Annotated in this window: 22 protein-coding genes and 1 pseudogene; 11 read left to right on the forward strand and 12 right to left on the reverse strand. The window is 73.1% G+C overall.

Annotated features, from left to right (window positions below; genetic code table 11):
• Position 1 precedes the first annotated feature (1 nt).
• From B086_RS39605 to B086_RS0108805, 4 genes are all read left to right on the forward strand, one after another.
• The gene (locus tag B086_RS39605) at positions 2–1,174 is read left to right on the forward strand and encodes a thiamine pyrophosphate-dependent enzyme (protein WP_158690376.1); all 1,173 of its coding nucleotides are present in this window, start codon (positions 2–4) and stop codon (positions 1,172–1,174) included.
• Positions 1,171–2,082, forward strand: coding sequence for a phosphoenolpyruvate mutase (aepX, locus tag B086_RS0108795; RefSeq protein WP_018566041.1), 912 nt, complete (start codon positions 1,171–1,173; stop codon positions 2,080–2,082). The genes B086_RS39605 and aepX overlap by 4 nt, the downstream gene beginning before the upstream one ends.
• A gap of 181 nt (positions 2,083–2,263) precedes the next feature.
• The gene (locus B086_RS39610) at positions 2,264–3,919 is read left to right on the forward strand and encodes an MFS transporter (RefSeq protein WP_018566042.1); all 1,656 of its coding nucleotides are present in this window, start codon (positions 2,264–2,266) and stop codon (positions 3,917–3,919) included.
• Positions 3,920–4,389: 470 nt separating this feature from the next.
• Positions 4,390–5,355 carry an alpha/beta fold hydrolase gene (locus B086_RS0108805; protein WP_026252241.1) on the forward strand — a complete coding sequence of 322 codons (966 nt, stop codon included), beginning with the start codon at positions 4,390–4,392 and terminating at the stop codon, positions 5,353–5,355.
• Positions 5,356–5,438: 83 nt separating this feature from the next.
• On the opposite strand, the pseudogene B086_RS0108810 reads toward B086_RS0108805, so the two are convergent.
• The 3 genes and pseudogenes from B086_RS0108810 to B086_RS0108820 form a co-directional block, all read right to left on the reverse strand.
• Positions 5,439–5,915: pseudogene (locus tag B086_RS0108810) on the reverse strand (ricin-type beta-trefoil lectin domain protein); the annotation flags it as partial.
• Between the two features lie 390 nt (positions 5,916–6,305).
• Positions 6,306–6,911, reverse strand: coding sequence for a class I SAM-dependent methyltransferase (locus B086_RS0108815; RefSeq protein ID WP_026252242.1), 606 nt, complete (start codon positions 6,909–6,911; stop codon positions 6,306–6,308).
• A 107-nt stretch (positions 6,912–7,018) separates the two neighbouring features.
• The gene (locus tag B086_RS0108820) at positions 7,019–7,189 is read right to left on the reverse strand and encodes a hypothetical protein (RefSeq protein ID WP_026252243.1); all 171 of its coding nucleotides are present in this window, start codon (positions 7,187–7,189) and stop codon (positions 7,019–7,021) included.
• Between the two features lie 136 nt (positions 7,190–7,325).
• On the opposite strand from B086_RS0108820, the gene B086_RS42695 reads away from it, so the two are divergent.
• A complete protein-coding gene (locus B086_RS42695) occupies positions 7,326–7,499 on the forward strand; it encodes a CsbD family protein (RefSeq protein WP_018566047.1) in 174 nt (57 codons plus the stop codon).
• Between the two features lie 104 nt (positions 7,500–7,603).
• Here B086_RS42695 and B086_RS0108830 read toward each other — a convergent pair whose 3' ends face one another.
• Positions 7,604–7,975, reverse strand: a complete 372-nt coding sequence (locus B086_RS0108830; protein WP_018566048.1) for a VOC family protein — start codon at positions 7,973–7,975, stop codon at positions 7,604–7,606.
• 78 nt (positions 7,976–8,053) lie between these two features.
• On the opposite strand from B086_RS0108830, the gene B086_RS0108835 reads away from it, so the two are divergent.
• On the forward strand, positions 8,054–8,515 hold the full coding sequence (locus tag B086_RS0108835; protein WP_026252244.1) for a MarR family winged helix-turn-helix transcriptional regulator: 462 nt from the start codon (positions 8,054–8,056) through the stop codon (positions 8,513–8,515).
• 21 nt (positions 8,516–8,536) lie between these two features.
• Here B086_RS0108835 and B086_RS0108840 read toward each other — a convergent pair whose 3' ends face one another.
• Positions 8,537–8,923 (reverse strand): STAS domain-containing protein, encoded by a 387-nt coding sequence (locus tag B086_RS0108840; RefSeq protein WP_051115793.1) that lies wholly within the window; start codon positions 8,921–8,923, stop codon positions 8,537–8,539.
• A gap of 129 nt (positions 8,924–9,052) precedes the next feature.
• Between B086_RS0108840 and B086_RS39615 the strand changes: the two genes are divergently transcribed.
• On the forward strand, positions 9,053–9,418 hold the full coding sequence (locus B086_RS39615; RefSeq protein WP_051115799.1) for a helix-turn-helix transcriptional regulator: 366 nt from the start codon (positions 9,053–9,055) through the stop codon (positions 9,416–9,418).
• 76 nt (positions 9,419–9,494) lie between these two features.
• On the opposite strand, the gene B086_RS0108850 is transcribed toward B086_RS39615, so the two are convergent.
• Positions 9,495–9,872, reverse strand: a complete 378-nt coding sequence (locus B086_RS0108850; protein ID WP_018566052.1) for a nuclear transport factor 2 family protein — start codon at positions 9,870–9,872, stop codon at positions 9,495–9,497.
• 300 nt (positions 9,873–10,172) lie between these two features.
• Here B086_RS0108850 and B086_RS0108855 point away from each other — a divergent pair, with 300 nt between their 5' ends.
• Positions 10,173–10,715 carry a DUF4232 domain-containing protein gene (locus B086_RS0108855; protein ID WP_018566053.1) on the forward strand — a complete coding sequence of 181 codons (543 nt, stop codon included), beginning with the start codon at positions 10,173–10,175 and terminating at the stop codon, positions 10,713–10,715.
• 7 nt (positions 10,716–10,722) lie between these two features.
• Here B086_RS0108855 and B086_RS0108860 read toward each other — a convergent pair whose 3' ends face one another.
• The 4 genes from B086_RS0108860 to B086_RS0108880 form a co-directional block, all read right to left on the reverse strand.
• Complete coding sequence (locus B086_RS0108860) at positions 10,723–11,319, reverse strand: HAAS signaling domain-containing protein (RefSeq protein ID WP_018566054.1); 597 nt, start codon at positions 11,317–11,319, stop codon at positions 10,723–10,725.
• Complete coding sequence (locus tag B086_RS0108865) at positions 11,316–11,699, reverse strand: PadR family transcriptional regulator (RefSeq protein ID WP_026252246.1); 384 nt, start codon at positions 11,697–11,699, stop codon at positions 11,316–11,318. The genes B086_RS0108860 and B086_RS0108865 overlap by 4 nt, the downstream gene beginning before the upstream one ends.
• A 283-nt stretch (positions 11,700–11,982) precedes the next feature.
• Positions 11,983–12,399, reverse strand: coding sequence for a cupin domain-containing protein (locus B086_RS0108875; RefSeq protein ID WP_018566057.1), 417 nt, complete (start codon positions 12,397–12,399; stop codon positions 11,983–11,985).
• 99 nt (positions 12,400–12,498) lie between these two features.
• Positions 12,499–13,515 carry a zinc-dependent alcohol dehydrogenase family protein gene (locus tag B086_RS0108880; RefSeq protein WP_026252247.1) on the reverse strand — a complete coding sequence of 339 codons (1,017 nt, stop codon included), beginning with the start codon at positions 13,513–13,515 and terminating at the stop codon, positions 12,499–12,501.
• 263 nt (positions 13,516–13,778) lie between these two features.
• Here B086_RS0108880 and B086_RS0108885 point away from each other — a divergent pair, with 263 nt between their 5' ends.
• Together B086_RS0108885 and B086_RS0108890 are read left to right on the forward strand one after the other, a co-directional pair.
• The gene (locus B086_RS0108885) at positions 13,779–14,663 is read left to right on the forward strand and encodes a helix-turn-helix transcriptional regulator (protein ID WP_018566059.1); all 885 of its coding nucleotides are present in this window, start codon (positions 13,779–13,781) and stop codon (positions 14,661–14,663) included.
• A 79-nt stretch (positions 14,664–14,742) separates the two neighbouring features.
• Positions 14,743–15,819 carry a polyprenyl synthetase family protein gene (locus B086_RS0108890; RefSeq protein ID WP_018566060.1) on the forward strand — a complete coding sequence of 359 codons (1,077 nt, stop codon included), beginning with the start codon at positions 14,743–14,745 and terminating at the stop codon, positions 15,817–15,819.
• A gap of 31 nt (positions 15,820–15,850) precedes the next feature.
• On the opposite strand, the gene B086_RS0108895 is transcribed toward B086_RS0108890, so the two are convergent.
• Entirely contained in the window at positions 15,851–17,446 is a 1,596-nt protein-coding gene (locus B086_RS0108895) for a hypothetical protein (RefSeq protein WP_018566061.1), read from the reverse strand.
• Between the two features lie 87 nt (positions 17,447–17,533).
• Here B086_RS0108895 and B086_RS0108900 point away from each other — a divergent pair, with 87 nt between their 5' ends.
• Positions 17,534–18,331, forward strand: coding sequence for a helix-turn-helix transcriptional regulator (locus B086_RS0108900; RefSeq protein ID WP_018566062.1), 798 nt, complete (start codon positions 17,534–17,536; stop codon positions 18,329–18,331).
• Here the strand turns inward: B086_RS0108900 and B086_RS39620 are convergent.
• Positions 18,318–19,931, reverse strand: a complete 1,614-nt coding sequence (locus tag B086_RS39620) for an MFS transporter (RefSeq protein WP_158690377.1) — start codon at positions 19,929–19,931, stop codon at positions 18,318–18,320. The genes B086_RS0108900 and B086_RS39620 overlap by 14 nt on opposite strands.
• Positions 19,932–20,148 lie beyond the last annotated feature (217 nt).

Here is a 20,148-nt window from a genome sequence, read left to right on the forward strand (position 1 = left end):
CGTGAACGCGACGTCCGCGCCCGGGGACACCCCGGCCCTGGACCCCGACCTCGTCCTCGACACCCTGCTGGCCCGCGGCTACCGCGAGATGGCGGCGGTGCCGTGCAGCTATCTCGGACCGCTGCTGGCGCGCGCCGCCCGGCGCCCGGACGTCACCTACTTCCCGGCGACCTGCGAGAGCGAGGCGGTGTCGGTCGCCGCGGGCGCCTGGTTCACCGGCCGGCGTGTGGTGGTCGCCCTCCAGAACTCCGGGCTCGGGGACGCCCTCAACCCGCTCGCCTCGCTGTGCCTGCCCTACGGTGTGCCGGTGCTGCTGCTGATGTCGGTCCGCGGGGAGCCGGGGACCCGGGACGAGCCCCACCACGACGTGATGGGACGCACCACGGCGCGGATCCTGGACGACGTCGGGATCGCCCACGCGTGGGTCCCGGCCGACTCCGCCGGGTTCGTCCGGGCGGTGGAGGAGGCCGAGCGGGCGATGGACGCCTCCCGACGGGCCTACTGCCTGCTGATCAGGAAGGGGACCTTCCGGGAGGGCCCGCAGACCGTGCCGCTCGGCCGGAGCGTGCCGCAGCAGGTGCCGGGCACCGGCGACCGGCTGAGCAGGGCGCAGGCGATCAGATGGCTGCGGGAGCGGCTGCCCGAGGAGCAGGTGGTCGTCACGACGACCGGGCTGACCGGCCGTGAGCTGTACGCCGCCGGGGACCGCCCGACCCATCTCTATCTCAGCGGATCCATGGGCTGCGCCTCGGCGGTCGGCCTCGGCATCGCGCGCGCGGGCGGACGGCCGGTGGCGGTGTTCGACGGCGACGGAGCGTCCCTGATGCGCTTCGGGACCCTGGTCAGTGTCGCGGCTTCGGGGCCGGACCTGCTCCATGTCATCTACAACAACGGCTGCTACGACTCCACCGGCGGGCAGCCGCTCCAGGGGCCGGTGCCGTTCGCCGCGACCGCCGGGCTGCTGGGCTACGCCGCGACGGCGTACTGCGCCGCACCGGCGGAACTCCCCTCCGCGTACGGCAAACTGATGGCACAGCCGGGGCCCCGGCTGCTGGAGATCAAGGTGACGACCGACCCGGTGCCCGCACCGCGGGTCCCCCTCGCCCTCCCGGAGATCGCGACACGGCTGCGTGCCCTGTACGCCTCCCCCGTCACGACGGCGACGGCCTCATGAGCGGCACCGGCCCGGCGTCGGACAAGACAGCCACGCTCAGACACCTGCTGGACCGCCCGGAGATCAGCTTCCTGATGGAGGCGCACAACGGCCTGTCGGCGAAGCTCGTCGAACGGGCCGGCTTCGAGGGCATCTGGGCCAGCGGTCTGTCGATCGCCGCGGCGCTGGGGGTGCGCGACAGCAACGAGGCGAGCTGGACCCAGGTCCTGGAGGTCGCCGAGTTCATGAGCGACGCGACCGGCATCCCGATCCTGCTCGACGGGGACACGGGCTACGGCAACTTCAACTCGGTACGCCGTCTCGTGCGCAAACTCGAACAGCGCGGGATCGCCGGAGTGTGCATCGAGGACAAACTCTTCCCGAAGACGAACAGCTTCGTCCGCGGCGGCACCCAACCACTCGCCGACGCCGAGGAGTTCGCCGGGAAGATCCAGGCCGCGAAGGCGTCCCAGCACGACCCCGACTTCGTCGTCGTGGCCCGCACCGAGGCGCTCATCGCGGGCGAGGGACCGGCCGAGGCACTGCGCCGCGCCGAGCTGTACCGGTGCGCCGGCGCCGACGCGATCCTGATCCACTCGGCCCGCTCCGACCCGAGCGAGATCCTGGCGTTCAAGGCGGAGTGGGGCGACCGGCTGCCGGTCGTCATCGTGCCGACGACGTACTACACGACGCCCACCGAGGTCTTCGCCGAGGAGGGCATCTCCACCGTCGTGTGGGCCAACCACCTCATGCGCTCGGCCCTGCGGGCCATGCAGCTCACCGCCGCCACGATCCACTCCGAACAGCATCTGCGGAACGTCGAGGTCACGGTGGCGTCCCTGGCCGAGGTCTTCGAACTACAGGGGGAGGACGAGCTGGCGGAGGCGGAACAGCGCTGGCTGCCCAGGCGGAACGCCCCGAGGCGCTGAGGCGCGATCACGCGGGACGACACGGCCGCGCTCCCCTCGGTCCCCGTCCCGCGCGGATAGACTCCGCGCGAGCCGAGACGTCCGAGCCGAGCCGAACGGTCCGGGACCGGCACGCGGCCGGACCGCACTCCTGCCCGCCCGGCCCCGCCGGGCGTCGCTGTCCCCGAGAGGACACAGGACTTTGAGCACACCGGTCCCCGCCGCGGCCGACCGCCCCTCACGGACGCACGAGGGCACCGGCCGCGAGCCACGCCGCACCGCGGTCCTCGTCGCCGTACTGGCCGCCGTGCTGCTGGTGTCGATGGACAACTCCATCCTCAACGTGGCGTTGAAGACCCTCGCCGAGCCCGCGCCCGTCGGCCTCGGCGCCGACCACAGCCAGCTCCAGTGGGCCGTCGACGCCTACACGCTCGCCTACGCCGGCCTCCTGCTCGTCTCCGGGCTGCTCGGCGACCGGGTCGGGCACAAGAAGCTGCTCGTGGCGGGCGTCGCCCTGTTCGGTGTCTCCTCCGCCCTGTCGGCGTACGCGAGGACACCGGACCAGCTGACCGGGCTGCGCGCGGTCATGGGCGTGGCCGGGTCGCTGATCATGCCCGCGACCCTGGCCATCATCTCCGCGGTCTTCCCCGGCGAGCGGCGCACCAAGGCCCTGGGCATCTGGACCGCCGTGGTCGGCGTGGCCGTCGCCCTCGGCCCGATCATCGGCGGCGCGCTGCTCGAACGGTTCTGGTGGGGTTCGGTGTTCCTGGTCAATGTGCCGATCGTGGCCGTGGCCCTGGTCGCGATGGTCCGGTTCGTGCCGGCCGCCCGGCGGTCCGGCACCTCCGAGGGCCGACGCATGGATCTGCTCGGCGTCGCGCTGTCGGGTCTGGGGCTGCTCGGCGTGGTCTACGGCGTGATCCGGGCCGGCGAGCTGAACGACTGGACGGGCCGCGACGCGGGGCTGCCGCTCGCCGCGGGAGCGGTGCTGCTGGCCGCCTTCGTCCTGTGGGAGCGGCGCGTCGCCCAACCCGCCCTGGACATGCGCTACTTCCGCGAGCGCGGCTTCGCCGCCGCGGCGACCTCGCTGGCCGTCCTCTACTTCGCGCTGGTCGGCGGCACCTTCGTGATCACCTTCTATCTCCAGAGCGTGCGCGGCTACGGGCCGCTGCTCACCGGGGTGTGTGTGCTGCCCCTCGCGGCCTCGCTGATCATCTTCGCGCCCCGGGTGCCGAGGCTCGTCGCCAGGTTCGGTGTGCGCGCCGTGTGCACGTTCGGTCTGGCGACCATGGCGGCGGGTCTGCTGGGGCTGGCGGCGGTCGGCCGGTCCACACCGATCTGGCTGTTCGAGATCTGGCTGTTCGTCTTCGGCACCGGGACCGCGCACGTGCATCCGCCGTCGACCGCGACGGTGGTCTCCACACTGCCGGCCGGCGAGTCGGGCGCGGCCTCGGCGGTGAACAACACCTTCCGGCAGGTCGGCGGTTCGCTCGGCGCCGCCGTCCTGGGCTCCGTGCTCAACGCGGCCTACCGCTCCCGGATCGATCCGGCGGTCGGCGGTCTGGACGAGGGACTGGCGGAGCGGGCGCGCGGATCCGTCGCGGCGACGCTCCAGGTCGCCCAGGACCTGGCGGCGCACGGCCACGGCCCGCAGTCGTACGCCGTCGCCCAGGCGGCGTACGGCGGCTTCCTCCACGCCATGCGCACCACCTGGCTCGCCGCGTCGGTCGTCGTGCTCCTCACCACCGTCTTCGTGTTCCTGGTGATGGGCCCCGGGCCGTCAGGCGGGGCCGGTCAGGCGGTGGCCGGTCCCGCGGACGGCCCGGATCAGGTCCGGGGGACCGAGCCGTCGGCGTAGCCGGACGATCAGCGCGTCGACCGTGTGCGGCTCAGCCCGGTGCTGTGCGTCGGCGCCGCGCTGTGCCGGGCGGTCGCGGGTGGGCGCTGTTCCAGGTCGCCGAAGCGGGGAAGGGACGCCCGCCCGGGGACCACGGGAGCGCGGTACGGGGCGTGTGTGCGGGCGGTCGGTTCGGCGCCGGTGACGGGTTTGACGAGCCGGTCGTCCGCACCCCCGCCCGACGAGCGCCGCCCGTCCGGCGCCTGCGTCGAGCGGGGTGAGCATCAGGACCGGACGGGTCCAGCCGGCCCGGCGGTGGGCGGCGGCGGCGTCGAAGCCAGGTCCGAGCAGACGCGCGGACATCGTCGCGGCGAGGTTCGCGTCGTGCCGCCCGACGCGTCTGCGCACGGCGTCCGGCACCGGGCGACGGGCCTGCCACCGGCCGTGCGAAGACCCCGCCCACGGCGTGCGGCGGCGCGTACGCTCGGCTCATGATCGAGCATCGCGTGGTCCATGTGAACGGGATCCGGCTGCACATCGCCGAGGAGGGGGAAGGCCCCCTGGTCGTGCTGCTGCACGGCTTCCCCGAGTCCTGGCGCTCCTGGCGCCACCAGTTCGGTCCCCTTGTCGAGGCGGGGTACCGCGTGGTCGCCCCGGACCAGCGGGGCTACGGCCGCAGCGACCATCCCGCGGACGTCGCGGCGTACAGCATCCTGCACCTGGTCGGTGACGTCGTCGGGCTGATCCGGGAGCTGGGCGAGGAGAAGGCGTACGTCGTCGGGCACGACTGGGGAGCGCCGGTCGCCTGGCACACCGCGCTGCTGCGCCCGGACCTGGTCCTCGGGGTGGCCGGACTGAGCGTGCCGCCGCCGTTCCGGGGCAGGCAGCCGCCGCTGGTCGCCATGGAGAAGGCGTTCGGCGGGCGCTTCTACTGGAACTACTTCAACCGCCCCGGGGTGGCCGACGCCGAGTTCGGGCGGGACACACGCACCGCGCTGCGGAAGTTCATCTACTGGGCGTCCGGCGATGTGCCCGGCGAGATCAGGCAGCCGCTCGTCGATCCCGAACGGGGCTGGCTCGCGGCCATGCCCGACCCGGGGACGCTGCCCGGGTGGTTCACCGAGAGCGACCTCGACGCGCTCACCGAGAGTTTCTCCGAGGGCTTCACGGGGGCGCTCGACTGGTACCGCAATCTCGACCGCAACTGGGAGCTGACCGCTCCGTGGGCGGGCGCCGTCGTGACCTCGCCCGCCCTGTACGTCTACGGGGACCGGGACCCCGTCGCCGCCTTCCCCGGCACCCCCGAACTCATCCGGAAGCTACCCGACCGGATGCCCGGCCTGCTGCGCCCGCCCCTGGAGCTGACCGGCTGCGGGCACTGGACCCAGCAGGAACGGCCGGTCGAGGTGAGCGCGGCCCTCGTCGACTTCTTCCGCTCCTGTCCGCGGGGCGCGTGAGTCCCGCGGCGGTGTGCCGGGGCGCGCCGGGAGGCTGCTCCCTCCCGGCGGCGCCCCGGCGGGACGTGCGTCGGCACGTGGCATCAGCTCGGGAGTGTCCACTGCTGGTCGGCGCTCGCGTAGCAGGTCCAGATCTGGAGCCGAGTGCCGTTGGCGGAGCCGGGGCCCGTGGCGTCGAGGCACTTGCCGGAGGCGGGGTTGACCAGTTCACCGCCGGAACGGTGCTGCCAGACCTGGGCTCCTGAGCCGTTGCAGCCGTACAACTGCACCTTGGTGCCGTCGGCGGTTCCCGCCGCGGTCACGTCCAGGCACTTGCCGAGCGCCCTGAGCGTCCGGTCGGAGCCGACCGTCCACTGCTGGGCCGCGGTGCCGTTGCAGTCGTAGAGCTGGACGGCCGTGCCGTCGGCGGAGCCGCCGCCCGCCACGTCCACGCATGTGCCGCCGTAGCCGATGATCCGGCCGGACACGCCTCCGGGCGGCGGGGTGACGGGGCCGCTGCCGCCGGCCGCCCACGCGATCTCCTGGAGCAGGAGCCGGTTCTGCTCGGGGCGCGCGGACGTCGGCGCAGGGCAGGACCCTGGACGTCGACCACACGTTTCCCGTCGGCCCGGGCGGTCTGGAGTCCAACGGCGTCGCGCTGCTCCAGAACGCCGGCGCCGGCGGCACTCCGCGGAGCGCCTACCAGTTCACCAGGATCTTCCGGGCGGTCACCGGGGGCGGCACCCCGGCCGATCCGCCCTGCGGCACCACCGCCGCCCACGGCTACGGCGGCGAGTATGCCGACGTGGCAGGGGCGGGCAGCGCCAACGGCACCGAGGTCGATCTCCGCACGTGCAACGGCACCGCCGCCCAGCAGGGGACGCCCGGCTGAACCGTCGTCCACGCGTCACCCGGTGCCCTCTGCGCACCCCCGGTCGCGGAGGGCCCGCGGGAAAGGCGCCGTCCGCTCCTCACCGGCGGTGGACGCTGACGGCGTAGCCACCGCCGTCGTACGGTTCCGCGTCCCAGGTGGCGAAGCGGTCGACGAGGGTGAGACCGGCCGCGGCGCAGTGGCCGTCGTACTCCGGCAGGGTGATGCCGGACGGCACGGGCAGGTGGGCCTCGTCCAGGCCGAAGCCCGCGACCAGCAGACCGCCCGGACCGAGGGCCGCGGTCAGCCGCCGGACCACCGCGGCCTCGGTGTCCGCGGCCAGCAGTGGGAGGACATTGCCCGCGGCGACGACCAGGTCGAAGTCTCCCGCGATGCCGAGCCCGGCCGGGTCGAACTCCGCCAGATCGGCCTGGAACCAGGGAAGTCCCGGGGCCTCGCGCCGCGCGACCGCCAGCATCGACGCGTCGAGATCCACGCCGACGCAGTCGTAGCCGAGCTCGGCGAGCCGGATCATGACCCGCCCGGTGCCGCACCCGGCGTCCAGCACGCGTGCTCCCGGCGGCACGAGCGCCGCGCACAACCGGGCCTCTCCGTGCACGTCCTGGCCCGCGCGGGCCAGGGCCGCGAACCGTGCGGCGTAGTCCTCTCCGGACTTCCCCCCGGTCACATCCCTCCAACGGCTCATGCGGGCAACTATAGGACGGCCCCGCGGCCCGCTCGCCCTCATGCCCGCAGGGCCCGACCGCCGTGCGGTCGGGCCCTGCGAAGAGCGGGGGCAGCTGCGGTGTCAGGTCACCATCGATACCAGCGGCCACGACCGCCGCCCGCGTTGGTGGAGCGCATGAGGAACCCGAGCAGCCACACGACCAGGACGACGAGAGCCACCCACCACAGGACCTTGAGGGCGAAACCCGCGCCGAAAAGGACGAGGGCGAGAAGCAGGACCAGCAAAAGGGGAACCATAGTTATCAACCTCCTGGACTGCCGTGTGCCCTGCATCCCGTCGCGCATTCCTCGGAAAACCTTTGTTTGTGGTGAGGAAGCAGGGGCACAAGGGGGTCGTCGCAACACTGGAAGACTCTCTGAGGAGGTGCCTGTCATGACCGCGGGCGAGAAGGCCAAGGCGAAGACCGAGCAGGCCCAGGGCGTGGCCAAGGAGGCCGTGGGCAAGGCGCTCGGCAATGAGCGGATGGCCGCCGAGGGAAAGGCCGAGAAGAGTCTGGGTGATGCCCGTGAGGCCAAGGAGAAGACCAAGGACGTCTTCAAGGACTGAGATCCCTTTTCCTGCTTTCCGCCGCCCGGCCCCCGGAAAGGGGCCTCCCGTTCAGGGAGGCCCCTTTCCGCTGTGTTCGAGGCCGCTCCGCGAGGTGTTCCGGGTCAGCCGCCGTGCACGGTGAGCCGATATCCCTCGGGACCGGTGAAGGAGAACATCGGGCCGAACGGACTGTCCTGCAAGGGGCTGACCTCCTCCGTGCCCGCCCGCACCAGCTGTTCGCGCACCGCGCTCGCGTCCGAGGCGCGCAGCCAGAGCGCCACGCCCAGGCCGGGGCGGGCAGCACCGTCCAGGTCGACGCCCGGGAGCGGCTCGCGCACCGCGAACGGGACCGGGCTGGTGGTGAACACCACCGCGCCGGGTGGCGAGGCGGGCGCGCGGCGCAGTCCGAGGCGCTCCTCGAAGAAGGCGGCAGCGGCGGGCACGTCCTTCACCTGGAGAGCGATGAAATCGGGGCCTTCGACGGTGGCGGTCATGGTTCCTCCGGAGGTGGATGTCAGGACTTTGACATAAGAAACCGTAGGCGCCCGCTCCGGGTATGTCAAAATGCTGACATGGATGATCGTTCAGCCGTGCCCCCGCCCCATCCGGCCCAGGACGTGACGGAGCATGTGGGGTACCGCCTCAAACGTGCCGCGGCCGCGCTGCGCGGCGCCATGGACAAGGCCCTGCGCGAGCACGGCCTCACCGTCCCGCAGTACTCCTGCCTCGAACTCCTCGACCAGCGGCCCGGCCTGTCCAACGCCGACCTGGCGCGGGGCACCTTCGTCACGCGGCAGTCGGCCAACGTCGTCCTGCGCGGCCTCAGAGAGGCCGGCCTCATCACCCGGGCGGCCACCACCGACCACGGCCGTGCCCTGCCCGTCCATCTCACTCCGGCCGGGCAGCAGCGCCTGCACGCCGCCCGCGGCGCCGTGTACGCCGTCGAGAGACGCATGATCGGACACGTACCCGAGGACCGTCTCGCGGCGCTGCTCGCCGACCTCGACGCGATGACGGCCGCGCTCGACGAGTGAGCGTCCGACCCGCCGCCGGACCTATGCGCCGACGGCTTCCTCCACGGTCGCCCGCGTGTCCAGCACCGCGTCGGCCCCCGTGATCTCCAGGAGCCGCTGGAGCTGGGGCGGCGGCGCGGCCAGCCGCAGGGCGACCACGCGGCGGGTGCGGAGCATCAGGTTGAGCAGGGACGAGTCGGCGAACCTCACACCGGAGGCGTCCAGGACCACGAGGGAGCATTCCCGGGCCGCGGCGGCGAGCGCCTCCTCCAGGGGCGGGATCGAGTGCTGGTCGTAGGCACCGTGCATGACGACGACCCGGACTCCGCGCAGTTCGTACTGCATCACCGCGGCTCCCGCCGAGGCGCGTGAGCCGGTCCGCTCCGGCACCCCGTCACCCCTCCCGGCAGCGCTCCTCATGTCGGACATCGGGGCCTCTTCCCAAGGCACTCTCGGGCTCCTCACTGTCGCCTCCCCCCACGGGAGCCGGTCAGCCATTGCACGAAAAGTATGTCACGTATCCGCATTCCGGCAATGATGTGCTCTAAAATGCTGCGCATGGTCGCCGTACCCGAATCCCACACCGGCTGGACGTTCGTCACCAACCACGCGCGTGTGCTGGCGGCCATCGCCGACAACCCGAACGTCCGTATCCGGGACATCGCCGCCCACTGCCGGCTGACGGAGCGCGCCGTCCAGCGGATCATCTCCGATCTGGAGGAGGGCGGTTACCTCTCCCACACCCGCGACGGGCGCACGAACACCTACCGCATCGAGCCGGACAAGGTGCTGCGCCACCCGGCGGAGGCCGGTCTCTCCGTGGCCTCGCTGCTCTCCCTCCTGGTGCGCGACGAGACCGAACGCGGCGCCCAGCCGACGGCCCGGTCCGCGCGGCGCACGGCACCTGACGACGGCGCCCTGTAGTGCTCCGACCGGGGAGACAGCGGGCCGGAGCGCCGACGGGGCAGGCTCGGGAGAAGGACAGCGGCGGAAGGACGGCTCAGGAGGCGAACGGCTCGATCTCCCCCGCGAAGACGATGACCTGGTCGATGAGGCTCCGTCGCAGATGGACGACGTCCGTTCCCGCCAGGCGGGGGCCTCCGTCAGGGGTGGTGAAGACCCACTGGTACCGGGCCCATTCGTCCGGCATGTCCACCGCCGAGCAGCGCACCATCGTGCCGGTCCCGGCCGGATGGCGCCGGATGTCCAGCACGAACCGCTCGACCGCCTCGATCCCTTCGCTGCGCCCCAACGGCCCCCAGAAGACCACGTCCGAGGTCAGGGCCTGGGAGAGCAGGGCCGTCACATAGCTGTCGTCCGAGGCGTTGAACGCGGAGATGAACGTGTCGATCGCGGAGCGTGCGGTCTCTTCCTGCATGCCCCAGTAATACCAGCCGAGCCGGTCGGCGGCGAAGCCGGAGGGCGGGGGCGTCGGCCGCGGCCTCGCGGGTCCGTGTCACGTGCCGCGGGCCGTCCGGCCGCCCCCGTCAGGGGCGCCCGCAACCCCCATGGGAACACCCGTACTTGACATACGGGCAAGCGTTCCCATCGGGTCCCGAGGTCACGCAAAAGGTTCTTCCTGACGCCGAACCTCCCACGGGTGTCGCGCATCTTCAGGTGCACAGGCGCGCACCGACCGCGCGCGCCGGTCCGTCCTGCGAGGGGAACGCGAAACTCCATGAAGAGCAAACTGATCACCGTGGCCCTTGCGGCCGCCGTCGCCACCGGTACCGCCGCTGCCGCCGTCCCGGCCTCGGCCGCCCCCGCCGCGGCCCGGCCGACCCGCTGCCACACCGCCGACCTGAAGGCCGGCTTCGCCACGGGGGAGGACGCGACGCCGGAGATGAAGCAGACCAAGAAGCAGACGCAGGCGCACATCTGGTTCACGAACCGGAGCAAGCGCACCTGCACCCTGTCCGGCTTCGCCGGCGTCGACATGGTCGGCGCGCAGAAGACCGACGGCACCTGGTCCCTGGTGCGCTCCTCCGCGAAGCCCGTGCGGATGACCCTGGAGCGGGGCGACACGGTGGACTTCGGCATCACCCTGCTCCCGGTGGCCGCGTCCACGCCGCGGAAGGAGAAGTTCGTCCCGGCGACGTTCCTGGTCACACCGCCGGACGAGACGCGGCACTTCACGCTGAAGTGGCCGTTCGGCGGCCAGATCCTCAAGCAGGACGGCGCCACCCACCCGGCCACCTATCTCAACCCGGTCGGGCTGTAGCGGCACCTCAGGGCCGGCGTACCCGCCAGAGCCATGCCGCGGCGCCGGTCAGCAGGGCGAGCATCGCCAGATTGGCCACCAGGGCCGGGGAACCGCCCAACGGGCCGCCGCGCGACAGGTTCCAGGTGGCGATGACGGCGGTCGGCAGGACGGCGGTGACCAGGACACCGGTGGACTTCTGGACGGCACTCCAGTGCACCGACGTGCACAGGAGCACCGCGCCGGTGATGCGGAACAGGACGCCGAACAGCGGGCCGGGCTGGCCGGGGAAGACCATCATGAAGGGCAGCGAGAGGGTGAGCATCGCGAGCGGGACGAGGGGGTGCACCTTGCCCCGCCGCGCGGGTGCCGGGGCACCGCCCGCGGCCTGCGCCCCGGTGATCCGCTCCCCCGCCTCGGCCAGCGCCGTCGCCGCGATCGCACGGGGGTCACCCAGCTCCGCCAGGACCGCGCCGACGGCGACACCGGGGCGTTCGGCGCGGGTGACCTCGATGTGCTCGGCGAGATCGGCGAGGAGTTCCTGGCGGCGGTCGGCGGGCAGTGCGCCGGCCTCGCGCTCGACGGCGGCGAGGTAGTCGCGTACGGGGTCGGCGGTGGTCTTCATACGAGGTCTCCGGTGGAATGGTGCGGGTGGTGCGGGGTGGCGAGGAAGGTGTCTACGGCGTCGCGAAAGCCCGGCCAGACGTGGGTGAACTCGTCGAGCGCGGCCCGCCCGCTGTCGGTGAGCGCGTAGTAGCGGCGGGGCGGTCCCGACGCGGACTCCTGCCAGGTGGTGGTGACCAGGTCGTCGCGGCGCAGCCGCGAGAGCAGGGGGTAGACGGTGCCCTGGCTGGTCGCGAGGGCACCGGAGTCCTCCAGGGCATGGAGAAGCTCCACACCGTAGCGGGGGCGGTCCCGCATCAGGGCGAGTACGCAGTACTCCAGGACCCCCTTGCGCAGCTGGGCTGCCGCCCGAGCCTGCTTGGTCGAATCACCTGGTTCCATGCGATGCAAGATACCTGGTCGGACAAGCGCCTGGGAAGGGGGGTCCCCTGGGACCGGGCAGGTGCGGGTTCGCCTTCCTCGCCGACCGGATCCCCTTCGTGCTCCCGCTGCGCACCCTCACCCGGCGCGGCGAACGCCTCCCCGCTCCCGCGCACTTCCCCGCCTCGGCCGGCTGCCCGCAGATCCGCTCGGTCGAGCTGTATCCGGGACAGAACTCACGGGGGTTGGCCCCGGCCCGCTCCGAAGCCCTGCTCCCCGACGCCGAGGTCACGATCCATACCCTTCACTCCCACCTCTTCTGACGCACCCCGCCGTACTGCGACTCCGTCACCGCCTCGGCCCACCGGGTCTCCGGCGTGTCGTCGCCGGTCCCCTCCCACAGGGCGAGGTGTTCCATGAAACGGTCGGGGGCGGCGCCGTGCCAGTGCTCCTCGCCGGGCGGGCAGGCGACGGTCTGGCCGGGGTGGGCTTCGAGGACGGTGCCGTCCCGGGTGCCGATCAGGGCGATGCCGGAGACGACGTGCAGGGTCTGGCCCACGGCGTGCGCGTGCCAGTGGGTCCGGGCGCCGGGGGCGAAGCGGACGAGGTTGACCCGTATCCGGGAGGGTTCCCGGCCGGCGACGATGACGTCCCACCACACGTCTCCGGTGAACCAGTCCGCGGGTGCCTTGCTGGTGGGCTGGGGTTCGATGAGTTCCATTCGGTGCTTCCTCCGGTGCGTGTCGATCGGACTGGGATGTGTCTGCCGAGGTCGGACGGTCCTCGCGCCGGGGGCGGACGGCGGGTCCGGCCCCGGCCGTCAGGGTGCGAGGAGTGTTTTGATCGCGCGGCGCTCGTCCATGGCCCGGTAGCCCTCGGCGACCTGGTCCAGAGGGAGCGTGAGGTCGAAGACCTTGCCGGGGTCGATGCTCCCGGTCAGCACGCGGTCGATGAGGTCGGGCAGGTAGCGCCGCACGGGCGCGGGGCCGCCGCGCAGCCCGACGTGCGAGAAGAAGAGTTCCTGGCCGTCGACGGCGACGCCGTGCGGCATCCCCACGAAGCCGACGCTGCCGCCGGGCCGTGCCGAGTGCAGCGCCTGCCGCATGGCCTGGGCGGTGCCGACGCACTCCAGGACGCTGTCGGCGCCGATCCCGCCGGTCAGCTCCTTGATCCGGGCCACGCCCTCCTCGCCGCGTTCGGCGACGATGTCGGTGGCGCCGAACTCCAGCGCGAGCTGCTGCCGGCTCTCGTGGCGCGACATGGCGATGACGCGCTCCGCGCCCCTCTCCTTCGCCGCGATCACCGCGCACAGACCGACCGCTCCGTCACCGACGACGACGGCGGTGGAGCCGGGCGTCACCTCGGCTGCGTCGGCCGCCCACCAGCCGGTCCCCAGCACGTCGGAGACGGCCAGCAGTCCCGGCCAGAACCGCTCGTCGGGAACCCCGTCGGTGGCGACGAGCGTGCCCTGGGCGTGGGGGATGCGGACGTACTCGGCCTGGCAGGTGCTCATGAACTCACGGTTCAGGCAGCTGGACTGGAAGCCGTTGCGGCAGTTCGCGCAGGTGTTGTCCGAGGTGGCGAACGAGCCCACGACGAACTGTCCGGGCCGCAGGCCGGTGACCTCGGAGCCGACCTCCTCCACGAAGCCGACGTACTCGTGCCCCATGGGACGGGCGTGCTCGGTCGGCTCCGCGCCGCGGTACGGCCACAGGTCCGAGCCGCACACGCAGGTCACGGCCGTGCGGATGACGGCGTCGGTCGGCTGCTGGATCCTCGCGTCGTCCACGGTCTCGTAGCGGATGTCGCCGGGGGCGTGGATCACTGCTCCGCGCATGAGAGAAGTTCCTTACGTGACGTACTGTCGCGGACCGCGCACACTCCGGTGTGCCGGTCGCCGCCGACCGCGGTGGCGGACCGGGGCGAGGGCGGCGCGCTGTGCGCCACGGTCCCGGGCCGGGCACCCCGGCCGCCCCTCGGGGCGGCCTCCGGGTGCCACGTCTTCCAGGAAACCGCTGCTCGGGGCGGGGAGCGAGTCACCGGTGAAGGGTGTACCGGCAGTACATCGCCCAGGGGGCCCGCGGGCCGTACCGTCGAGGCATGGACAACCGTGATGAGGTCCGCGACTTCCTGACCTCGCGGCGCGCCAGGATCAGCCCCGAGCAGGCCGGACTGCCCGAAGGGCCCCGGCGCCGGGTGCCGGGCCTGCGTCGCAGCGAGGTCGCGGCCCTGGCCGACATGAGCGTCGAGTACTACGCGAAGCTCGAACGCGGCAGCCTCGCCGGGGTCTCCCCGGCCGTCCTGGAGTCCGTGGCGCGCGTGCTGCGGCTGGACGACGCCGAGCGCGCCCATCTGCTGAACCTCGCCCAGGCGGCGGACGGCACCGACGTCCTGGCCCGCCCGCGCCGCCGCCGCACCGGGGACCGGTGGAAGGTCCACCGCAGCCTCCAGTGGACGCTGGACGCCGTCACGGCGGGACCGGCCTTCGTGCGCAACGGCCGCCTGGACGTCCTCGCGACGAACCAGCTCGGCCGCGCCTTCCACCGCGATCTCTACGCCGGCCCCGGCAACCAGGCCAACCTCGCCCGGTTCCAGTTCCTCGACCCGGCCTCCCGCCGCTTCTACCCCGACTGGGACATGTTCGCCGGGGTGACCGTCGCCGTCCTGCGCACCGAGGCGGGCCGCAACCCGTACGACCGGGACCTGCACGACCTCATCGGTGAACTGGCCACCCGCAGCGAGGAGTTCCGCACCCGGTGGGGCGCCCACGACGTCCGCCACCACGGCACCGGGACCAAGCACTTCCACCATGACATCGTCGGTGAGGTCACGCTCGCCTTCGAGGGTCTCGAACTGGCCGCCGAGCCCGGCCTGACGATGACCGTCTACGCCGCCGAGCCCGGCTCGGCGTCCGAGGAGGCCCTGCGTCTGCTCGCCTCCTGGGCCGCCACCCACGAGAGCCCGGCACCGGACGTGCGGGCCTGAGGGGACGGGTGGTGTTGAATGCGGGCCGGTGGTGCCGACCGGCGCCACTCTGCTTCGGCCCACCGACCCGGGGAGAACGATGACCACTGGGAACGAGACCGGTGTCCGCGAGCGGCTCACCGGCCACCGGGACCGCTTCGACGCCGGGTTCGCGCGCTACTTCGACACGGTCGCCCGGGAGCGGCCCTCGCGCGGGGTGTTCGTGCCCGAGGCGCTGGAGCTGGTGCGGGACATGTCGTTGCGCGGCGGGAAGCGGCTGCGGGTCGCCCTGCTGTACGAGGCGGCCCGGCTGGTGACCCCCGAGGCCGTGGCCGGGCTGGAGGAGGCCGCGCTCAGCATGGAGCTGCTGCACACGCACGGGCTGATCCACGACGACATCATCGACGACTCCCCCGTGCGCCGGGGGGCTCCGTCGGTGTACTACGCGTACCGCGAGCGCTTCCCCGGCCGGCCGCAGACGGCCCTGGGGCTGGCGGTCCTGGCCGGGGACCTGGCCGCGTTCCTGTCGCTGCGGGTCCTGCTGACCGCGCCCGTCTCCCCCGAGCTGCGGCAGGCGATGGCGGCCGTCCAGGCGACGGCGGGGGCCGACACGGTCGCCGGTCAGATCCTGGACCTGGAACGGGACTTCGGCCCGGTTCCCGACCGGGAGATGCTGGACCTGGTGTCCGAGTACAAGAGCGCCCGGTACTCGGTGCTCGCCCCGCTGCGGCTGGGTCTGCTCGCGGCGGGCGCGGATCCTGCCGCCCATGACAAGGACCTCGCACGGTACGCGACGCTGGTGGGGGTCGGCGGACAACTGCGCGACGACTACCTGGACCTGTTCGCGGACTCCGGCACGGTGGGCAAACCGGCCGGGTCGGATCTCCGGGAGGGGCGCCGCAGTTACGCGGTGTGCGCGGTCCTGGCAGCGGCGACCGGCCGCGAGCGGGAGGTCGTGGAGGCCGCGCTCGCCGGTCCCGGCTGCCGGCCGGAGACGGTCGGACAGGTCCGTGACATCGCCCGTCGGCACGGTGTCGACGAGCGGATGCGCGCGGACCTCAACCGGCTCGCCGAGGAGGCGGCCTCGGTCGCGGCGGGCTGGCGGCCGCGGTGGCGCGAGGAGGCCGTCGCGTTCTTCGAGCGGCTGCCGCTGTGGGCCGCGCGCCGCGCCCGGTGACCAGGGGTGCCGCGTCACCGGGGCGGGTCGGTCACTGGCGGCTGATCGACCGGGAGATGCCGGTGGCGGTGGTGGTGGCCAGGATCCAGCCCGCCGCGGTCAGCGCGTAGGCGAGCCACTGGCCGGTGCCCCGGGGGGCGAAGGCGGTCTCCTGGCCGAAGGCGCTGATCGGGATGAGCAGGTCGAGGGTGTAGAAGAGGGCGTTGAACGGCGGTGCCTTGCCCGCCTCCAGCGGCGCGGGGTGGTGGGCGCCGAAGAAGAGCGCGCCGCAGCAGAGCAGGGCCAGGAGCCAGAGTCCGGCGCGGAGCGGACGGTAGCCGTAGCCGATGGTCGCGTCCTGGACGTAGCCCCACAGGCGGGTGTGCGGGGGCAGCAGGGAGCGGCGGCGGCGCTGCTTGGCGAGGAGGACCGTGCGTGCCTCGTCCTCGTGGCCGAGCCGCCGGTAGGCCGCCGCGAGTTGTTCGTAGGGCTGCGGGTGGTAGCCGTCGCTGCCGCGCCGGAGCCAGCGGAGCCGTTCGGCGGCCGTCAGCGGGGCGGCGAGGGCCGTGTAGGCGGTGTCGGCCAGTCGCAGGTCGGCGGGCCAGGTGGCCGGGGTGTCGTAGAGGGTGCCCAGGTGGGCGTTGGTCGCGTCCACCGTGCCCTCGGCCGGACGCCGGGTGCGCAGGTCGGTCTCGCGGGCCTGGGTGAGGCGGAGGGACAGGGCGGTGCCGCCGGGGTCGGTCAGCGTGGCGTCCCGGAAGCTGAGCCGCGTACCGATGCGGCTGCCGTCGAGCGTGACGCCGCCGTTCACGGTGAGGCCCTGGCCGAGGTCGAAGTTGCGGGCGACGCTGACGTCGACGGCCTCCAGCGCGATGTCGCCCGCGTTGTCCAGCCGGGCGCCGCAGAAGCCGATCGCCGCCGCGACCGTGGCGCCGGAGAGGATGACCCGTCCTTCGGCGCTGAAGCCCGGGTGGCAGGTGAAGTCCTCGGTGACCTGGACGTGGTAGGCGTCGAGGGCGTGGCCGCCCGGGTTGCTGAGCGAGGCGCCCTCCAGGTCCAGCTCGCCCGACAGGGTGGCGCCGGTGAGCCGGAACGCGCCCCGGACGGTGAGACCGGTGCACAGGACGTCGCCACCCGTGGTGAGGCGCACCGCGGAGACCGCCTCCGTGCCGGGTGCGGTGATCACGGCTTCGCGGAGGTCCAGGTCGCTGTGGATCTGGGCGCGGGTGAGGACGAGGGGGCCGGTCAGCCGGGAGCGGGACAGGACCAGCCGGCCGTCGATCCGGGCGGTGTCGGCGGCGAGACCCGGCAGGGCGCAGCCGGTGAGGGCGAGGTCGCGCAGGTTCGCGCCCTGGAACAGGGGCACTTCGTCGAAGGCGCACTCGTCCAGGGCGACGGGCGCCGCGATCTCGGCGAAGCGCAGGTCGAGCCGGCCGGTGACGCGGGCTCCCGTGAGGCGCAGCGCCGGGCGGGCGCCGGGGGCGGGGGCGGCTCCGGCACCCGTCAGCAGCGCCGCGACGACCTCGGCCCGTATCTCCGGTTCGACGGCCGGTGGGCCGTCGCGGACGCCGCGGAGGTCGACGGTCCCGCCGTGGGCGAAGGCGTGCCACAACCGGCTCTCGTCGGGGCTGAGTTCGTCGGGGCGCATGGTCGTCGATCTTTCCCGTGCGGGATGGGCCGGGGCAAGGTCTCGTGCGGGCGCCGTGCCGAAGTGCCCGGCGTAGAGTGGGCTGTTGTGAGCGGCCCGGGGCGTATCAGCATCAGCTATGAGGAGCGCGCGGGCATCGTCATCCCGCTCGCGGCGGGCGGCGGACTGCCCACGCACAGCCATCCGCAGCACCAGCTGGCCTGGGCGCCGGACGGTGTGCTGACGATGGAGGCGGGCGACTTCCGCTGGGTCGTGCAGCGGTCGCGCGCGCTGTGGATCCCCGGTGGGGTGGAGCACGGGGTCCTGCCCGGCGCGTCCGGCGCGATGCTCTCGCTGTACTTCGAACCGGACGGCTGCCCGCTCCGGTGGCTCTCCCCGACGGTCGTCAACGCCACCGGGCTGGTGGGGCCGCTGCTGTCCCACCTGATGGAGCTGGACGGCGGCATCGGCACCGGGGACCGGCGGACGCGGGCCACCGCGGTGCTGTGGGACCTGCTGGAGCCCGTGCCGGTCGCGACCCTGCCGGTGATCCTTCCCGACGACCCGCTGGCGCTGCGGGTGGCGCTCGCCCTCCGTGCGGATCCGGCCGACGCACGGGATCTGGAGGAGTGGGGTCAGGAGGTCGGGGCATCGGCGCGCACGCTCTCGCGCCGGTTCCGTGCCGAGACCGGGGTGAGTTTCGCGAGCTGGCGGACGCTTCAGCGGCTCGACGCCGCGCTGCCGCTGCTGGGCGCGGGACAGCCGATCGCGCGGGTCGCCCGCGCGGTCGGCTACCGGACCGCGAGCGCCTTCATCGCCGCGTTCCGGCGGGAGCTCGGCACCACTCCCGCCGCGTACTTCGGCGCGAGTGGTGCCGGTGCCGGTGAGGGTCTCACACCCCGGTGAGCCGCGTCCGTGCCGCCGCCCTGGCGGCGCGGCCGCGGTCGACGGTGAAGGCGATCACCGCGAGGACCACGGAGACCGCGGCGACGACGGAGCCGAGGGTGGCCACGGAGTTGAGCGCGTCGACCGACGCGTGGTCGGCGACCCGGGTCAGTGCGGGCACGCTGCCCTGGAGCCGGGGCGGTACCGCCTCCAGCACCTGGTGACCCGAGCCGGCCCCGACCTGGTGGACGAACGCGTCCCTGAGGTCCTGGGGCACCGAGTCCGCTCCCGGTACGGCCGCGAGGCCGGAGGCGGCCTGCTGCCGGGCCACATGGCCGAACACCGAGCCGAGTCCGGCGATCCCGACAGCCATGCCGACCTGCCGCAGCGTGCCGAAGGTGGCGCTGGCCATTCCCGCGTTCTCCGGTGCGGCGAAGGTCAGTGACGCGGCCTGGGTGGCCGCGGTGATCGCCCCGAGGCCGACACCGCCGACCAGTTCACCGGGCAGGAAGTGGGTCCAGCCGTCGCCGGGGGCGAAGCCGCCGAGGAGGAACATGCCCGCCGCGACGAGTGCCATGGTGACGGTCAGCGAGACGGAGATCGGCACCTTCTTCGCGAGGACCGCGGTCAGGGGTGCGGCGATCATCGCGCCGACGCTGAGCGGGATGACCCGCAGGCCCATCTGGAGAGGTGTGCAGTCGAGCGTGCCGATGAGGAACAGCGAGAGGTAGGTGGTCGCGGCCATCAGTGTGGCCATGTGGGCGACCGACACGATCGCGGTGCCGGTGAAGCCGGGTCTCCTCGCCATGGCGACGTCGAGCAGCGGGTGCTCGGCTCCGCGTATCTGCCAGGCCAGGAAGCCGGACACCAGGACGACCGCGGCGGCGAGCAGACCGAGGACGGCCGGTGACGTCCAGCCGAGGACGCTGCTGCGGGTCACGGCGAACACACCGGCCACCAGACCGCCGGTGAGCAGCAGTGAGCCCAGCGGGTCGGCCCGGCGGCCGGACGCGCGGGCCGCCTCGGGCATCTTCAGTGCGGCGAGCACGAGGAGGGCGACGCCGATGGGCAGGTTCACGGTGAAGATGGAGCGCCAGCCGAACCGGGTGACGAGCGCGCCGCCGATGACCGGGCCGAGGACGGTCGCGCCCGCCATCACCGCGCCGTAGACGCCGATCGCCTTCGCCCGTGCGGCGGGTTCGGGGAAGGCCGCCGACAGCAGGGGCAGCGCGGTGGCGAAGAGCATGGCCGCGCCGACGCTCTGCACCGCGCGCAGGATGTCGAGCTGCACGATGCCGCCGGCGAGGGTGAGGGCCAGCGACGCGCCGGTGAACACGGCCATGCCGGCCAGGAACATCCGCTTGCGTCCGAACCGGTCGCCGAGGGTGGCGAAGGTCAGCAGGAGGCCGGCCAGCGGGATCGAATAGGCGTCGATGACCCACTGGAGGCCGTCGATGGAGGCGTCGAACTGCGTGCGGATGTCGGCGAGTGCCGCGGTGACGACGGTCGCGTCGAGCATCAGCATGAAGATCGCGGCGCAGACCATGAACAGCACCGTGCCGGGGCGGCGTGGCAGGTCAACGGGTGGTGTTCCGCGGGTGTCGGTCGCGGTCAAGGGCATGGGTTCCCCCTGGTGGGCGGGCATGGGATGCGGGTGCGGGAACACCGCCGTGCAGTGGGGGGCCGGTGCCGCACCGATCACGCTAGGGGGCGGGCGGCCCGACGGAAATGACGTACCAGGACGAGCAGTGTCGCGCAGCGGACAACCTGGGGCCGGGCCGCGCCGCCCGCGTGACCAGTCCCACACGGGCCACTCTTGCATGATCGTTGCAATTGCT

It is taken from the genome of Streptomyces sp. PsTaAH-124 (assembly GCF_000373685.1).
Lineage (GTDB): Bacteria > Actinomycetota > Actinomycetes > Streptomycetales > Streptomycetaceae > Streptomyces > Streptomyces andamanensis.

Excerpts from the sequence above, each read along its gene's own strand:
- B086_RS0108820 (WP_026252243.1), bottom strand. The coding sequence starts at position 7,189 with ATGGTTCCCCTTTTGCTGGTCCTGCTTCTCGCCCTCGTCCTTTTCGGC.
- B086_RS0108895 (WP_018566061.1), bottom strand. The coding sequence starts at position 17,446 with ATGCGCCCCGACGAACTCAGCCCCGACGAGAGCCGGTTGTGGCACGCC.
- aepX (WP_018566041.1), top strand. The coding sequence starts at position 1,171 with ATGAGCGGCACCGGCCCGGCGTCGGACAAGACAGCCACGCTCAGACAC.
- B086_RS0108890 (WP_018566060.1), top strand. The coding sequence starts at position 14,743 with ATGACCACTGGGAACGAGACCGGTGTCCGCGAGCGGCTCACCGGCCAC.
- B086_RS0108880 (WP_026252247.1), bottom strand. The coding sequence starts at position 13,515 with ATGCGCGGAGCAGTGATCCACGCCCCCGGCGACATCCGCTACGAGACC.
- B086_RS0108885 (WP_018566059.1), top strand. The coding sequence starts at position 13,779 with ATGGACAACCGTGATGAGGTCCGCGACTTCCTGACCTCGCGGCGCGCC.
- B086_RS0108855 (WP_018566053.1), top strand. The coding sequence starts at position 10,173 with ATGAAGAGCAAACTGATCACCGTGGCCCTTGCGGCCGCCGTCGCCACC.
- B086_RS0108830 (WP_018566048.1), bottom strand. The coding sequence starts at position 7,975 with ATGACCGCCACCGTCGAAGGCCCCGATTTCATCGCTCTCCAGGTGAAG.
- B086_RS39615 (WP_051115799.1), top strand. The coding sequence starts at position 9,053 with ATGGTCGCCGTACCCGAATCCCACACCGGCTGGACGTTCGTCACCAAC.
- B086_RS0108835 (WP_026252244.1), top strand. The coding sequence starts at position 8,054 with ATGGATGATCGTTCAGCCGTGCCCCCGCCCCATCCGGCCCAGGACGTG.
- B086_RS39620 (WP_158690377.1), bottom strand. The coding sequence starts at position 19,931 with ATGCCCTTGACCGCGACCGACACCCGCGGAACACCACCCGTTGACCTG.
- B086_RS0108850 (WP_018566052.1), bottom strand. The coding sequence starts at position 9,872 with ATGCAGGAAGAGACCGCACGCTCCGCGATCGACACGTTCATCTCCGCG.
- B086_RS0108805 (WP_026252241.1), top strand. The coding sequence starts at position 4,390 with ATGATCGAGCATCGCGTGGTCCATGTGAACGGGATCCGGCTGCACATC.
- B086_RS0108865 (WP_026252246.1), bottom strand. The coding sequence starts at position 11,699 with ATGGAACCAGGTGATTCGACCAAGCAGGCTCGGGCGGCAGCCCAGCTG.
- B086_RS42695 (WP_018566047.1), top strand. The coding sequence starts at position 7,326 with ATGACCGCGGGCGAGAAGGCCAAGGCGAAGACCGAGCAGGCCCAGGGC.
- B086_RS0108815 (WP_026252242.1), bottom strand. The coding sequence starts at position 6,911 with ATGAGCCGTTGGAGGGATGTGACCGGGGGGAAGTCCGGAGAGGACTAC.
- B086_RS0108860 (WP_018566054.1), bottom strand. The coding sequence starts at position 11,319 with ATGAAGACCACCGCCGACCCCGTACGCGACTACCTCGCCGCCGTCGAG.
- B086_RS0108840 (WP_051115793.1), bottom strand. The coding sequence starts at position 8,923 with ATGTCCGACATGAGGAGCGCTGCCGGGAGGGGTGACGGGGTGCCGGAG.
- B086_RS0108875 (WP_018566057.1), bottom strand. The coding sequence starts at position 12,399 with ATGGAACTCATCGAACCCCAGCCCACCAGCAAGGCACCCGCGGACTGG.